11 protein-coding genes and 2 pseudogenes are annotated in these 15683 nt (G+C 46.1%); 7 read left to right on the forward strand and 6 right to left on the reverse strand.

Features of this window, described 5'->3' with window-relative positions:
* Nucleotides 1-181 precede the first annotated feature (181 nt).
* Entirely contained in the window at nt 182-1864 is a 1683-nt protein-coding gene (locus tag DXA18_RS12985) for a phospho-sugar mutase (RefSeq protein WP_118384250.1), read from the reverse strand.
* Between the two features lie 206 nt (nt 1865-2070).
* On the opposite strand from DXA18_RS12985, the gene DXA18_RS12990 reads away from it, so the two are divergent.
* The 6 genes from DXA18_RS12990 (at nt 2071) to DXA18_RS13020 (ending at nt 9269) form a co-directional block, all read left to right on the forward strand.
* Nucleotides 2071-2790 (forward strand): L-2-amino-thiazoline-4-carboxylic acid hydrolase, encoded by a 720-nt coding sequence (locus tag DXA18_RS12990; protein WP_118384251.1) that lies wholly within the window; start codon nt 2071-2073, stop codon nt 2788-2790.
* Nucleotides 2791-2841: 51 nt separating this feature from the next.
* Entirely contained in the window at nt 2842-4092 is a 1251-nt protein-coding gene (locus tag DXA18_RS12995) for an amidohydrolase (protein WP_118384252.1), read from the forward strand.
* Between the two features lie 239 nt (nt 4093-4331).
* Nucleotides 4332-5129 (forward strand): pyrroline-5-carboxylate reductase, encoded by a 798-nt coding sequence (gene proC, locus DXA18_RS13005; RefSeq protein WP_118384254.1) that lies wholly within the window; start codon nt 4332-4334, stop codon nt 5127-5129.
* Nucleotides 5130-5360: 231 nt separating this feature from the next.
* Nucleotides 5361-6911: a Na+/H+ antiporter NhaC family protein gene (locus tag DXA18_RS13010; protein WP_243007131.1), complete on the forward strand. Its 1551-nt coding sequence runs from the start codon at nt 5361-5363 to the stop codon at nt 6909-6911.
* 81 nt (nt 6912-6992) lie between these two features.
* Entirely contained in the window at nt 6993-8417 is a 1425-nt protein-coding gene (locus DXA18_RS13015; protein ID WP_118384256.1) for an amidohydrolase family protein, read from the forward strand.
* An 18-nt stretch (nt 8418-8435) separates the two neighbouring features.
* Nucleotides 8436-9269: a DMT family transporter gene (locus tag DXA18_RS13020; RefSeq protein ID WP_118384257.1), complete on the forward strand. Its 834-nt coding sequence runs from the start codon at nt 8436-8438 to the stop codon at nt 9267-9269.
* A gap of 12 nt (nt 9270-9281) precedes the next feature.
* Here the strand turns inward: DXA18_RS13020 and DXA18_RS13025 are convergent, their stop codons facing one another.
* Complete coding sequence (locus DXA18_RS13025; RefSeq protein WP_118384258.1) at nt 9282-10034, reverse strand: DeoR/GlpR family DNA-binding transcription regulator; 753 nt, start codon at nt 10032-10034, stop codon at nt 9282-9284.
* A gap of 182 nt (nt 10035-10216) precedes the next feature.
* On the opposite strand from DXA18_RS13025, the gene DXA18_RS13030 reads away from it, so the two are divergent.
* Complete coding sequence (locus DXA18_RS13030; RefSeq protein WP_118384259.1) at nt 10217-10933, forward strand: class II fructose-bisphosphate aldolase; 717 nt, start codon at nt 10217-10219, stop codon at nt 10931-10933.
* Nucleotides 10934-11381: 448 nt separating this feature from the next.
* On the opposite strand, the pseudogene DXA18_RS17500 reads toward DXA18_RS13030, so the two are convergent.
* From DXA18_RS17500 to DXA18_RS13055, 4 genes and pseudogenes are all read right to left on the reverse strand, one after another.
* Nucleotides 11382-12307, reverse strand: a pseudogene (locus DXA18_RS17500) (alpha/beta fold hydrolase).
* Nucleotides 12301-13685: pseudogene (locus tag DXA18_RS13045) on the reverse strand (citrate/2-methylcitrate synthase). The pseudogenes DXA18_RS17500 and DXA18_RS13045 overlap by 7 nt, the downstream one beginning before the upstream one ends.
* An 80-nt stretch (nt 13686-13765) precedes the next feature.
* Nucleotides 13766-14638, reverse strand: coding sequence for a 16S rRNA (adenine(1518)-N(6)/adenine(1519)-N(6))-dimethyltransferase RsmA (gene rsmA, locus DXA18_RS13050; protein WP_118384261.1), 873 nt, complete (start codon nt 14636-14638; stop codon nt 13766-13768).
* A gap of 238 nt (nt 14639-14876) precedes the next feature.
* Nucleotides 14877-15641: a TatD family hydrolase gene (locus DXA18_RS13055; RefSeq protein ID WP_118384262.1), complete on the reverse strand. Its 765-nt coding sequence runs from the start codon at nt 15639-15641 to the stop codon at nt 14877-14879.
* Nucleotides 15642-15683: the final 42 nt, after the last annotated feature.

Raw genomic sequence — 15683 nt, forward strand, 5'->3', positions numbered from 1 at the left:
GCGGTTTAGGACCCACACTTATTATATCATTGGAGGTTTTCTTATCTAGGGCTAAAGCCGTAAGGGGAACCACCAGCATAGCAGGTGGTTTTATTGTATAGGCATACAAAGATACCCTGACAACGCAAAGCGATATGCTCTGTGTCGTCAGGGTGTTTTCTAATGTTACTATTATCTGTCTTTATGCAAGAATCGGTTTCAGTCCTTCTGCCAACTGATCTTTCTTTGCCTGAGCTTCTGCCAGATCTTTACCAAGTGTGGTGAAGTATGTCTTGATCTTTGGCTCTGTACCGGACGGACGCACGATTACGGTTGCTCCGTCTTCCATGCTATAGATCAGTACATTAGCTGCCGGAAGTCCGGTCTCTTCCGTCTTCTTGTAATCGGTAGCTTTGACTACCTTCACGCCTCCGATCTCTGTCGGCGGGTTATCACGGAGTCCCTGCATAATAGACGCCATCTTATCCATACCGGTAAGTCCCGGGAACTCGAAGCTGTCTACCTTGTTCAGGTAACGTCCGTACTCACTGTAGATCTCTTCCATTCTCTGTTTCAGAGAACTTCCGATACTTCTATAATATGCTGCCATCTCGCAGATCAACATAGATCCGATTACGGCATCCTTATCTCGTACATATGGTCCTGCCAGATATCCGTAGCTTTCCTCAAATCCGAAGATAAAACGGTCTACTTCTCCGTCAGCTTCCAGCTTGGCGATCTGATCACCGATCCATTTAAATCCTGTCAGTACATTGCGAAGCTCTACGTCGTAATGCTTAGCCACTGCATCAGCCAGTGGTGTGGATACGATAGACTTCACTGCTACTGGGTTCTCCGGCATCGTCCCCTTCTCAATACGTCCTGCACAGATGTAATCCAGAAGCAGTACACCTACTTCATTGCCACTTACCAGCTCATAAGATCCATCCGGGCACTTCATCGCGATACCTACACGGTCTGCATCCGGGTCTGTAGCGAGCATCAGATCTGCGCCCTTTTCCTTTGCAAGATTCAGTCCCAGTTCCAGAGCCTCAAAGATCTCCGGGTTAGGGTAGCTGCATGTGGTGAAGTATCCATTTGGATATTCCTGTTCCGGCACGATAGTAATATCTGTCACGCCGATATCCTTTAATACCTGTGTTACCGGCACTAATCCCGAACCATTCAACGGGCTGTATACAAGCTTCAGTCCGGCTGTCTTGCACAGACCCGGACGAACCTGTCTGGACTCGATTGCATCATAAAGTGCTTTCTTACAGTCATCTCCTACGAAATGAATCAGACCTTTTTCTACACCTTCTGCAAATGACATGTATTTGGCACCTGTCAGCACGTCCGTCTTCTGGATCTCTTCATATACTACTGCTGCCGCATCATCAGTCAGCTGGCATCCGTCCGGTCCGTAAGCCTTATATCCGTTATACTTGGCAGGATTGTGGGACGCTGTCACCATAACACCTGCATTACACTTATAATAACGTGTTGCAAATGACAGAGCCGGTACCGGCATCAGTGCGTCGTAGATTCTTACCTGAATGTCATTGGCTGCCAGCACTCCTGCTGCAGTCTTGGCAAATACATCACTCTTCAGACGACTGTCGTAGCTGATTGCTACCGTCTGGCTTCCACCCTGTGTCTTTACCCAGTTAGCCAGTCCCTGTGTTGCCTGACGTACTACATAAATATTCATACGGTTCGTTCCTGCTCCCAACACACCACGAAGTCCGGCTGTTCCGAACTTCAATGCCAGTGCAAAACGCTCCTTGATCTCATCATCATTACCTTCAATTCCCGCTAATTCCGGTCTCAGATCCGCGTCTTCCAGATCTGTATTCAGCCAGCGTTCATATTCTTTCTGATACATTTTCACCACTCCCAGCTTTTTATTTCTATAATTTTTTGTTCAATATGACAAAAATCTAATTATAATATACCATGTTTACAAGTGTCAGGCAATCAAAAAGCACGTAATAACATGATGTCACACTCTCTCATGTATGCTATACTACTGTTATTGAATCATGCTAATGGGCAGAAGCCCCGACTATGATACTTATGGAGGTAATTATTATGAATACGTCTCATACAGTCTGTCAGATTGAACACCATGCGATGATGTTTGCCTTTCTATCCAAACATGCAATCCGCCTCTGCGGCAATCGCGGAAAGGACGCCATTCTGGATGCCATGACCAAATATGGTAAAGAACGGGGACGACGCATGGCTCTTAATGCACAGACACACGGGGATCCGCTGAATACCATGACGAATCAGGCTTACGGCGAGTGGAAGCCTGACTACCCGGGACAGATGGAATTTGGCCAGCTCTGTACGGAGCCGACACTGCAGACCTACATTTCCAAATGCGCCTGGTGTGAAGCCTGGCAGAAGCACCACATTACCGAATACGGCAAATACTACTGTGTCAATGTTGACAATGCTGTCTATCAGGGATTCCGACCGGATTTTACATGTACACCGATCAGCACTTCTATGAGCTGGGGCGGTGACTGCTGTAAATTCGACTGGGGGCATCCGTTATCTGCTGAGGACAATGAAGCTCTTGCCGCTAAGAAAAAGGAACTTGGCACATCCTGCATGAAAGATTTCAATTTCCATACAGCACATCTGATGCACACCATTACCCGCGTCCTGACCAAACAGTTAGGCGCTGCCGGAGAGAAAGCCGTCACACTGGCTCTTGCCGAGTATGTGGATACCTTCGGTCAGGAATATCTGGATGTGTTGGATACCATCTCATTGGATGAGATCTATCCATTTGAAGTGTAGCTTGTCCATGGAAACTGACATTATTATATCTATGCGAAAGGAATTATTTTTATGAATCTTATTAAAAACTGGCTTACTACTAATAAGAAAGAACTGATCCACATTGCCAGTGATATTTTCTGTCATCCGGAGACCGCTTATCAGGAGACGTATTCATCCAAACGGTTGGCGAACTTTCTGGAAACGCAGGGATTCCGGGTAACCTGGAAAACAGCTGGCATCGACACTGCATTTACCGCTGTCTGGGGTTCCGGCAAGCCAATGCTTGGATTTCTGGCAGAATACGATGCACTGCCGGAGATCGGTCACGCCTGCGGACATAACCTTCTCGGAACTGCGGTCTGCGCTGCTGCCTGCGCTCTCAAAGAAGATATGACTGCTTCCGGCGCACAGGGAACAATCATTGTGTACGGCTGTCCTGCCGAAGAGATCATGTCCGGTAAGATTGTCATGAATGCCGCCAGTGTCTTCGATGAGCTGGATGTGGGCGTCATGTGGCATCCATTTGACCGCAACCGCATCAGCAATGACATCTGGCAGTCCCAGGACATTAAGAATTACACCTTCCACGGCATCAGCGCCCATGCTTCCAAGTCACCGGAAAATGGACGGAGCGCACTGGATGCTGCGGAACTGATGAATATCGGAGTCAATTATCTGCGCGAGCATGTCTCTGACGATGTGCGCATGCATTATGCATATCTGGACAATGGCATTCCGGCAAATGTAGTCCCGGACATTGCTAAGACGAATTACTTTATCCGCTCTGCCAAGCGTTCCCGCACCGAGGACGCCAGTCGCCGGGTAGACGACTGTGCAAGAGGTGCTGCGCTGATGACCGGCACGACCGTAGACATTGAGCTGGTCAAGAGCTGCAAGGAAATGAAAGTAAACCGCGTGCTGGCAGAACTCTACTACGATGCTATGACACGCATTCCGGTGCCTGAATACACCGATGAAGAACTTAAATTTGCAGCAGATCTCAGTAAAGAAGCCGGTTTCGAGAACCACGGCGTATACTTTACCGAACTGGAACCGTTAGAAAATGCTCCGGTGCCGATTTCTATCGGTACGGACGCTTCACAGGTCAGCCATACAATTCCACTGATCACAATCAGTGCAGCGACCATGTGCAAGGACACGCCGCTCCATCACTGGGCTGCCGCCAAACAAGCCGGCATGAGCATTGGCCACAAAGGTATGCTTTATGCCGCCAGATGTATGGCAGAAGGTACAAAGCTCCTGATGGAGACCCCGGGCGCCATCGAAAAAGCCTGGGAATGGCACAATACACACGAATAAATTTAATATATAGATGCCAGGGTCAAAAGGTCTAAATCCACATGAGCTCGCTCATAAGTGGATGAAAGACCTTGGGACCCGCCCCAATATGAGCCTAAAAGTGGGATGTTAATCCCACGATATGCGAATAATTGGGAGGATTGTGGGAGTGCATAGCACGGAACAATCCGCAGGCATCATAGTTGGAGCTTTTGACCCCAACATCATATATATAAGATAAGAAAGGACTGGTGATCGAAATGATTACAAAGAAACTTGGAATTATCGGATGTGGCAATATGGGCGGTGCAATCCTTTATGGTGCACTCGAAAGCGGCGTTATCGCCAAGGAAAATGTCTATGTATACGACATCAACCCGAAGATGCGTGAAAAGGCTGCCGGATGGGGTGTTACCGTTGCTGCCAATGACGCTGAGGTATGTGACAAATCAGAACTTATCCTGCTTGCTGTAAAGCCTCAGAACGCAGCAGAAGCACTGGCTATGTGCGAGAAATCTCTGGACGGTAAGGCTCTCATGTCTATCGTTGCAGGAACATCTGTCGAGAAGCTGCAGAGTATGACTGACGGAACCCCTCGCATCCTGCGTATCATGCCAAACACTCCGGCTATGGTATACGAAGGAGCATTTGCACTGTGCTCAGACAATGACCTGAAAGAGGATGAACTTACAGCAGCTAAGACATTATATGAAACAATCGGTATCGTAGAAATGGTTCCTGAACACCTGATCAATGCTGTATGCGCACTCAGCGGCGGCGGTCCGGCTTATGCAGCTATGTTTATCGAAGCACTGGCTGATGGCGGTGTAAAACAGGGACTTCCTCGTGCAACAGCTTACAGGCTGGCTGCACAGACCTGCCTCGGAACTTCCAAGATGATCCTTGAAAAAGGACTTCACCCTGGACAGATCAAGGACATGGTAACTTCTCCGGCAGGAACCACCATCGAAGGATGCGAGAAGCTGGAAACAGGCGGTATGCGTGGTGCTGTTATGGAATGCATCAAGGCTGCAGCTGACAGAGGTAATAATTTTTAAAAAACTCTTGAACTTTTATAACAAAGTTATTATAATGAATTCTAACGATGGCGTTTCAATTTATATTGAAACGCCATTATGCATTTACGCAGGCTGTTAATGCATATTTATGCATAAAATTGTATTTTTTGCATAAGACTATTGACTTTCTGTATAATGAAGTGCATAATTACCGACATAGTTTATTATTGATGGTTGTTATTCATTATCTAAGGATTTGGAGGAATTATTATGGAATACGGAATTATCTGCCTTCTGCCGCCAATCATCGCGATTGTACTGGCACTGAAGACCAAACAGACACTGCCATCCCTGTTTATTGCTGTATGGCTTGGTGCGACAATTATCAAAGGATGGAATCCGATTGCAGGATTCACCGCTATTATCAGCGAATATATGATTCCATCTATTGCAAGCGAATACAACGCCGGACTTCTGGTTCTGGTTACCATGGCTGGTGGATTTGCTTACATGCTGAAGATTACCGGAGCCGCTGAAGCATTTGCAAAGCTGGTTACCAAATCTATCAACACACAGAAAAAAGGTCAGGTTATCACCGCTCTCAGCGCATTTATCTTCTGCTACACTGAGCCTTGCCTGATCCTCGGAACGATCATGCGTCCGATCACAGACCGTGTACGTGTATCCAGAGCAAAACTTTCTTACATGCTTGACTCTCTTGGATGCAACCTGGCTTCCTTCTCACCGATCAGCAGTTACGGACCTTTTATCTCAGGTCTGATCGCTACTGAACTTGCAGCTGCAGGGCTGAAGGGAAATGAATGGGGCTTGTACATTAAGATGTTCCCGTTCAATATGTACAGTCTCTTCGCTATGATCGCTGTATTCTTAGTAGCCATCTTCGGACTGAATATCGGACCGATGTATGAAGAAGAAAAACGTTGTGCCGAGACAGGCGAGCCTCTTCCGGAAGGACTGACTCCACTGGTTCCTGAAAAGGACGTGGAACTGCCGGAAGATTACAATCTTCGTCTGATCAACTTCCTGCTTCCAATGCTCGGACTGTTCATCACCATTTTCGCTACCATCTTTATCACTGGAGATATCGGGGCAAATGGTCTCAGAGGCGCATTTATGAATGCAAGCATTACCCTTGCTATTACCATGGGATTCATGGTCGGCTCTATCGTAGCCGGTATCGTAGGCGTTGCAACAGGACTGTTTAATGTTAATGCAGGATTTAATGGATTCATCCAGGGTATGACCAACCTGATCAGCGTACCATTTATCCTGATCATGGCATGGTCTATGGGATCCGTTACAAGCACGATGGGCGTTGGTACTTACCTCGCCGGTATTGTTGAGGCTCATCTGACTGCTGGTCTGGTACCTGCCATCGTATTTGCATTCGGAGCGTTGATCTCATTTGCAACCGGTTCTTCATGGGGTGTATGGTCTATCATGATGCCAATCGCATTCCCAATGGCTGTTGCATTTAACATTCCGCTCCCTTACGTAATCGGAGCTGTTATCAGTGGTGGTCTGTTCGGAGATCAGTGTTCACCGATTTCTGATACAACCGTCCTGTCATCTACAGGAGCATCATGTAACCACATCCTGCATGTATCTACACAGCTTCCTTACGGACTGACAATCGGTGTATCCGCATTCATCTCTTACCTGTTTGGCGGGCTGACACATTTGTACTATCCAAGCATTGCACTGATGGCTGTTCTTGTAGTAGTATTACTTATAGCAGAGACAAAACTGACAAAGAGTAAATACGAGAAAAAAGTTGCCGTAACATCTACTGCAGCCTAACTTATTCAAACATGTATATTTACGCGCGGGCGGTATCTGTTGATCCGCTTCGCGCGATTTTTATTAAGGAGGACATGACACATGAAAAAAGTAGATCTGATCGTAACCGCGCCTCACATTTACACCATGAAAGGTGAAGGTGTCGGCTATGAAGAAAAGAAAGCACTCGTCGTAGACGGAAGCAAGATCATCGACATCGTAGACATTGACAAACTCTCTGACCAGTACGAAGCGGAAGAACAGCTTGATATGAGCCATCATATTCTGCTGCCTGGATTTATCGATGCTCATATGCACACCAGCTGCAATATCATGCGTGGACTGGCTCAGGATACTAACAACTGGATGATGTACGGACTGCAGCCATTTGACAATGCTGCCACACAGGCTGAAAAAGACATCGGTTGTCCTGTTGCCCTCATCGAAGCTGCCAAAGCAGGAACTACTACCATGGGTGATTATGAAGCCAATATGGATGCATCCTGCAATTTTATTGCCAAGCTCGGTACCCGCGGAAACGTCACACTGATGATTCGCTCTGCAAAAAGAAAAGTCTACAAGCCTGGCGAACTCTATGAATTTGATGATACTATGGGCGAAGCAAGCCTGAATGCCAACATTGCCCTCTATGATAAATGGCATGGCTATGACGGTGGACGTATGAAAGTACTTTTCGGACCACAGGGTGCTGACTTTGTAAGTCCGGAACTGCTGTTAAAAATCCAGAAGATTGCTAAAGAACGTCATACTAAGATCCATATGCATACCCAACAGGGTGACCGTGAAACATACCAGATTGAGCAGCGTTACGGCAAACGTCCGACCCAGTTCCTGCAGGATCTGAACTTTCTCGACAGCACACTGATCGCTGTACATCTGACTGACTGTACCGACGAAGAAGCCCAGATCATCGCCAGAAGCGGTGCCGGCATGATCGTATGCCCGGGTTCCATCGGCATTATTGACGGTATCGTACCTCCGTCAACAGCATTCCAGGAAGCAGGCGGAAAGGTTGCCCTTGGTTCTGACCAGGCACCGGGCAATAACTGCCACAACATTATCAGCGAAATGAAATCTGTTGCTCTGTTCAACAAGATTAAATACACCAATCCGGAGGTACTTCCTGCATGGCGAGCACTCCGTATGGCTACCATCGAAGGTGCACAGGCGCTGGGACTGGATGACACCATCGGTTCTCTGGAAGTCGGCAAATGCGCAGACTTTATTGCCATCGATTATATGCATCCGTCTATGCTGCCGATCTATACGTATCCAATGCGTAATATGGTGCCAAACATCGTATACAGCGCAAGAGGCGAAGAGGTTGTTCTGTCTGTTGTAAATGGTAAGATCGTGATGAAAGACCGGAAGCTGGTCAATGTAGATGAAATGGAATATATGTCTAAGATGAATGACTGCCCGGATGATATCGGCAAACGTGCAGCTGATGAGTTCTTTGCGATCAATGGAACCAACGCTCAGTTCATGCGTGAAGAAAAACTTTAATTCCGGGAGACTGTATATATGATTTATCTGATTGCTGCCATTTGTGCAAATCTGTGCATGACATTTCTGATGCGCTATTCGGAGCACCATAACGGCAACTGTTATGCACTGAACATCTGGAATTATCTGGCTGGAAGCCTGATAAGTCTCTTGCTGTTACAGGACAAATCTCTGATCTGGAGTGGCAATGCAGTGACCTGGGGTGCCGGTGTCGTAAATGGTATCGGCTTCCTTGCCGCACTGGTACTGCTCCAGATCAGTATACGGAGAAACGGTGCACCGTTAACAACCACATTTAACAGACTGGGCATTCTGATTCCTACGATCCTGTCGATTTTTCTCTTTGATGAGATTCCACAGATCATACAGATGGCCGGACTCCTGCTCTGCATCTTCGCCATCATCTTCATGAACAGCGGAGACAGATCCGAGCGTCCGGACTTCAACGTCGGACTTATCCTGGTCTTCTTACTGGGCGGTACACTGGACACCATCTCCAAAATATTCAGCCGCTATAATAACGCAGACAGCCAGACCTGCTTTGTACTGTATACATTTCTTGCTGCCTTTGTGATCAGCATCCTGCTCTTCTTTAAAAAGGAACCTCGCATGAGCCTGCAGGATGCACTGATCGGTATCGGCGTCGGAATCCCGAATCAGCTCTGCACGCTGTTCCTGTTGCGAGCCGCATCAAGACTTCCGGCATACATCGTCTATCCGACCTACAGTGCCAGCCTGATCCTGTTAGTAAATATCATTAACTACCTGGTGTTCCGGGAGACACTGAACAAACGCCAGTACATCGCCACCGGCATCATCGGTCTGGGCGTCGTACTGATCAATCTCGTCTGATACGAACGATAATTACCACAACATTTCTACATTTTTATTTCTACAGACCTCCTGAATGTCCTCTGGAAATGGTGCATCCGAAATAATCGCATCAATTACATCATACCCCAGACTGACATTCAGGAACGTTTTATTGAATTTACTGCTGTCTGCAAACAATACTACTTTCGTAGAATTCTCCGCAAATGCCCGTTTCACAGCAGTCTCATCATCATTTGGATCAAAACTTCCTCTGGCTGTAATCCCTCTGCAGGAGATAAATGCAATGTCACTGTGATGCATTCCTATCTGTGACATCGTGTCTGTTCCCTTTGTATCCAGCAATATCTTGTTCAGATTCCCTCCCAGCAGATGGACATTTACCGAATCGATCTTCATCAGTTCCAATGCCGTATAGAGACCATTGGTCAATACATTCAGGTTATTATACCGCTCAAAATACGGACACAACTGAAGCACCGTTGATCCTGCATCCAGGGAGATCCTCTGGTCATCCCTCAGATACCGGGAAGCCAGTCTGGCAATATGCTTTTTCTTCCGCACATTTTCTTCGACCATGTATTCCACCGGTCGGTCCTTTGGCTCCTCGATTACTCTTGCCCCGCCGCTGACACGCTGCAGAAAACCATTCTTTTCCATCTCCGTAAGATCCCGCCGGATTGTCGCCACACTGACATAGAGTGCTTTGCTAAGCTGTTCTGTCCGGACATACTTTTTTTCACGTAACAGATTCATAATTGCTTCATGCCGTTCATAAGGTATCATTCTTATCTCTCCTGTTTATAATTGATCGTTTTTGCACGTTTTTCGTCCTATTTTCGATTTAATATCAATATTATAAACCATTATTGCATTTTCACGCAATTATAAATATAGTATATGTGTCCAAAGACCGTACATCATCGATATATAAATGATAAAAGTATTCACAGGAAGGAGACCGGAACATGTTAGTTACACTGAAAGAAATCTTGAATTATGCAGAAGCCAATAAATGCGCCATCGGAGCATTCCACATCCTGAGCGAAGATAACCTTACTGCTGTTCTCGATGCTGCCCAGGAACTTCGTTTTCCGGTCATCATCATGCACTCACAGGAAAATGAAAAAAAGCTTCCACTTGCCAACATCGGTCCACTTATGGTAGATATGGCAGAGAAAGCTTCTGTTCCGGTCTGTGTCCATCTGGATCACGGCATGACGATCAACTACATCCGTCAGGCACTGATCATCGGTTTCAGCTCTGTTACCTATGATGGTTCTTCCCTTCCTTATGAAGAAAACATAGAAAATACCAAGACGGTCGTGCACATGGCATCCCGCCGTTTTGCTTCCGTCGAAGGTGTTGCCCCTGCCGGCATCCCTCAACAGGATGTCACAGAAGCCGTGCGTGGCTTTATCGACGCCACAGGCATCAGCGCACTGGCATGTTCCTACGGCGCATTACAACACGTAAATAACACTGGCTCCGAATTTTCTGTTCCATTAGTTATGAACGGAGAACCGGATATCAGCAAAGACGATTACACACAGGTCATCCAGCACGGTGTGCGCAAGATCAACTGCGACAGTGAGATCTATTACCGGGATATCGCAATGCTCGGTATGCAGGCTGTGACCGAGAATGCCAAAAAAGCCATCTCATTGTTCGGAGGAATTAACTGATTTTATCTTTTTAAAACTATTGACTTTTTACCAGAAATTCGGTAAAGATAAGCATATAGCTATCGAATCGAAGGTGAATATTATGTTATATAGAAGCAAGATATTATTACTGGATCTGATTCATATTTTATTTATATTATTCATGCAAAAAACAACGGGCGCATGGAGTTACAAAGAAGGAATCCTAATCATAATATTGTGGATGATCTTACTTGTTATCTCTGTAATCATGTTATGGAAGTATCACTGTAGCCAAACCGGATTATTAAATAACGTTATCATCGTGATTTCAGTAATCATCATATTTTTCAGTATTTTAAATATGCTTCCATTTTGTTTTCCTGTTTGCTTAGATTATGAGTTAGAACATGAATTATTTCATATGCAATAATCCATCTTAAAAGAAGTCAGAGGTTGTGGAATCCACAACCTCTGGTTATATTTACCTTCATATTCTCTTCTCCATCCATCGATACAGATCTTCGTACACTTCTTCCCGGTCTGTCTCATTCAGGATCTCATGCCGGTCTCCGGCATATAACTTCATCTCCACATCGGTCATGCCGTGTGCTTCGTATTTCTGGAATACTCTGGTCACGCCCACGCCATTACTTCCCACAGGATCCTCTGCACCGGATACAAAGATTACCGGAAGCTCCACAGGAATCTTATCCATTGCATGGCGTCTTGTCAGTACTTTCATACCTTCAAACATCTGATAATATCCATTTACAGTAAATACGAAATTGCAAAGCGGGTCTGCTTCGTATTCCTTCCGCTTAGAGTCATCTGAAGTAATCCAGTCTTTGGTGCTGTCACTTGGCTCAAATTGACGGTTATAACCGCCCATTCCAAGCTGGTTCACCAGATGGCTTCTGTGATGCCAGCCCTTCGTCAGTGAGATGCTCTTGCAGACTGCCTGTCCGGCTTTCAGCAACACATACGGCATATCTCCCGTACCCATGACAATAGCTCCTGCCAGTCCTTCTGCACGCATGGTCAGATACTGTCTGAGTAGGATGATCCCATGCTGTGTCCCATCATAAAATACGGTACACCCGGATACTCTTTTTCGGTCATTTTCCGTAGTCTGTGTATATCCGAGATCACATACTGATTCCCTTTTTCTTCATGAAAATATCCAAGATATTCCTGTGACTGTACCGACTTTCCATGTCCCAGATGGTCGTGTCCAACTACACAGAATCCACGCTCTGCCAGATATCTTGCAAATTCATCATAACGGTCAATATACTCTACCATTCCATGTGAAATCTGCAGCACCGCTTTCACTCCTGCTTCCGGGAACCACTGAATTACATGGATCTGTGTCTGTCCATCGCTGGACGGAAAATAAAATTCCTTCTTTAACATACCTCATCCCCCCGGTCATCCATCTCGATATAGTCTCTGTGCGGTGCCAGTGCTTTATACGCCGGACGGATGATCTTATCCACATTCTTCAGCTCTTCCAGACGGTGTGCGCTCCATCCTACGATTCTCGCTGCTGCAAATATCGGTGTATACAATGCCTGTGGCAGATTCAGCATCTGATATACCAGACCACTGTAGAAGTCAACATTGGCATTAACACCTTTGTACATTCTGCGTCGTTCTCCAATCACTTCCGGTGCCAGTCTTTCTACCTTCGAATACAACGCATATTCTTTCTCGTAACCTTTTTCCACTGCTAACTGTTCCACAAAGCCTTTGAATATCTCTGCTCTTGGATCCGAAATAGAATATACCGCATGTCCCATTCCATAGATCAGTCCTTTCTGATCGAAGGCTTTCTTATCCAACAGGTCATACAGATACTGGCGGATCTCATCTTCATCCTCCCAGTCCTTTACAACTCCCTTCATGTCCTCAAACATCTGTGTTACCTTGATATTCGCACCACCGTGCTTTGGTCCTTTGAGTGATGCCATTGCCGCAGTCATCGTCGAATAGGTATCCGTGCCGGAAGAGGTAACCACATGAGTCGTAAATGTCGAGTTATTACCACCGCCGTGATCCATATGCAGCACCATCGCCATATCCAGGATCTTCGCCTCCAGCTTCGTGTACTGTCTATCCTCACGAAGCATCATCAGGATATTCTCAGCCATGGACAGCTCCGGTCTCGGTGCATAGATAAAGAGATCCTGACCTCTGCGGAAATTATATGCATGATAGCCGTACACCATCAGCATCGGAAACTGGCTGATCAGATTCAGGCATTGACGCAGTACATTCGGAATCGACGTATCATCTGCCTTTGCATCATAGCGGTAAAGACTCAGGATTGAACGAGACAGACTGTTCATCATATCACGGCTCGGTGCTTCATGATCACATCCCGCACAAAGTTTGGCGGAAGCGTCCGTCTGTCAGACAGCATCACCTGAAAGTCTGCCAGCTCCTGTCTGGTCGGCAGTTCCCCAAACAGAAGCAGATATGCGATCTCTTCAAATCCATAATGGTCTTCCTTCAGGAATCCATTGACCAGATCCTTAATGTTATAACCTCGGTAATACAGATTGCCGGGACAAGGAACTTCCTCGCCATCCACGATCTTCTTCGCGCGCACGTCCGATACATTTGTCAATCCTGCAAGCACGCCCTTACCGTTCATATCACGGAGGCCTCTTTTTACATCGTATTTCCCATACAGTTCCCTGTCAATGGCATTACTTTCCTCGCACAATGCAGCCAAATGCGCAATTTCCGGTGTAATCTCAAACAAATCTTTTGTCACAAACTTGCTCATAAGTCCCTTCCTTTCCCAATTTACTCTATTCTCCTGTTACCAAATATCTGCCTCAACTCTATTGCAAATATCTCCTAAGCCTAAAGTCCTCTGCTGATGTAATTGCTTAGTGCCGCAAATTCTTCCAACGTGAGTGCCTCACCTCGTACTGATGGTCCGTGTCCCAATGACTCAATACTCTCTGCGATCAGTTCCTTTGGAATATCCAGGTCCGCCGCATTCTTAAGTCCATTCGCCAGTGTCTTGCGGCGCTGATTAAAGGATGCACGTATAATGCGAAACATCAGCTTCTCATCGTCCACTTCCACCGGCGGTTTGTCATACGTTGTCAGACGGATTACTGCAGATCCCACCTTCGGTCTCGGCATAAAACAGTTCGGCGGAACATTTGCCACGATATATGGACTCGCATAATACTGCACCGCCAGCGACAATGCGCCGTAGTCCTTCGTGCCCGGTCCTACCTGCATGCGATCTGCCACTTCCTTCTGTACCATAACGGTAATACTCTCGATCGGCACATGCTTCTCGAATAATCCCATGATAATTGGTGTAGTGATGTAATACGGAAGATTCGCCACCACTTTTACCGGTCGACCACCATTTTCCTCTTCTACCAGCTTCTGGATGTCCACTTTCAGCACATCCTCATTAATGATCATAACATTATCATATGCAGACAATGTGTCACCCAGAATCGGAATCAATGCTTTATCAATCTCCACTGCTGCCACCTTGCCTGCTGCCTGCGCCAGATACTGCGTCATCGTACCGATACCGGGACCGATCTCCAGTACAAAATCATCCTTCGTAATCTCTGCCGCCGCGATAATCTTGTCCAGCACATGCGTATCAATCAGAAAGTTCTGTCCGAACTTCTTCTGAAATGTAAAATTATACTTCTTCAGAATCTCAATCGTATTCTGCGGGTTGCCAAGTGTAGGTTCCGTCATGTTATCCTCCTTAGTTTACTGATTATTATACATGAAAATATCTTCAATAGAAACAAATAAAAAATGAAATATCAATGAATTTTTTGTAACCTGGTTTTCAGTTTATCCAGACTTAAAGTATAACATATGTAAATAGTTATTTCAATTTTGGATTCATGTTTTCACAATGTAACATATAAAAGATTACACAAAAGGGAGATACCACTCATGTAATATCTCCCTTTCTTTATCTACATTCTTATTCATTTAATAACAGCTTTTTCGCATTCTCTTCCGTCTGACGGATCACTTCTTCTGCCGTAATCCCTTTCAGTCTGCTGATCTCCTCTGCCACATATCGAATGTAAGAAGAGTTGTTCCGCTTACCGCGGAATGGTTCCGGAGCCATATACGGACAGTCCGTTTCCAGCACAATGGATTCCAGCGGAATCGCCTCAGCAACTTCTTTCAGCTTCTTGCCATTCTTGAATGTCACCACACCACCGATGCCGATGTGATAGCCCATTTTCACATACTCTTTTGCCATTTCCAGCGAATACGAATAACAGTGGATAATCCCCCGCAGTCTCTGGCCATGTTCTTTCATAATCTCCATGGTATCTGCTGCCGCCGAACGGCTGTGGATCATCACCGGAAGATCCAGTTCCCTTGCCAGATCAAGCTGACGGATGAACCATTTCTTCTGTATCTCGTGTGGCTCATTGTCCCAGTAGTAATCCAGACCAATTTCACCGACAGCCACTACCTTATCCAACTTGAACTGTTCTTTCATACGGGCAAATGTTTCTTCATTCAGGTCGCCCACTTCATCCGGATGCACGCCGACTGCCGCATACATAAATGGATACTTCTCCGCCAGTTTCGGCACTTCGAAGCAGGATTCATAGGATGCTGCCACATTGACGATTGTACCCACGCCTGCTTCTTTCATAGAAGCAAGCAGGGTCTCGCGGTCTTCATCAAACTGTTCACTGTCATAATGCGCATGCGTGTCAAATATCATATTTCCTCCAGCCAGAAATCTACCGCTCACTCCAGCAGTTTT

It is taken from the genome of Dorea sp. AM58-8 (assembly GCF_003464045.1).
In the GTDB taxonomy this organism is placed as follows: domain Bacteria; phylum Bacillota; class Clostridia; order Lachnospirales; family Lachnospiraceae; genus Claveliimonas; species Claveliimonas ammoniilytica.